Consider the following 256-nt stretch of genomic DNA (forward strand, 5'->3'; position numbering starts at 1 on the left):
GTTGCACTACGACAAGCGCGAGATTCTCGAGGCCTACCTCAACGAGGTGTTTGTCGGTCAGGATGGCCAGCGTGCCGTTCACGGCTTCGGCCTGGCCAGCCAGTTCTTCTTCAGCCAGCCGCTTTCGGAGCTGAAGCTGCATCAGATCGCCTTGCTGGTGGGCATGGTCAAGGGACCGTCCTACTACAACCCGCGGCGATACCCTGACCGCGCTCTGGCCCGCCGCAACCTTGTGCTCGACCTGGTGGCCGAACAG

Annotated in this window: 1 protein-coding gene; it reads left to right on the forward strand. The window is 62.5% G+C overall.

Features of this window, described 5'->3' with window-relative positions:
* Nucleotides 1-256, forward strand: a 256-nt coding sequence (locus R0J88_RS21560) for a transglycosylase domain-containing protein (RefSeq protein WP_410901113.1), incomplete at both ends; no start/stop codon positions are given.

This window comes from Pseudoalteromonas sp. SIMBA_162 (assembly GCF_046535955.1).
Lineage (GTDB): Bacteria > Pseudomonadota > Gammaproteobacteria > Enterobacterales > Alteromonadaceae > Pseudoalteromonas > Pseudoalteromonas marina.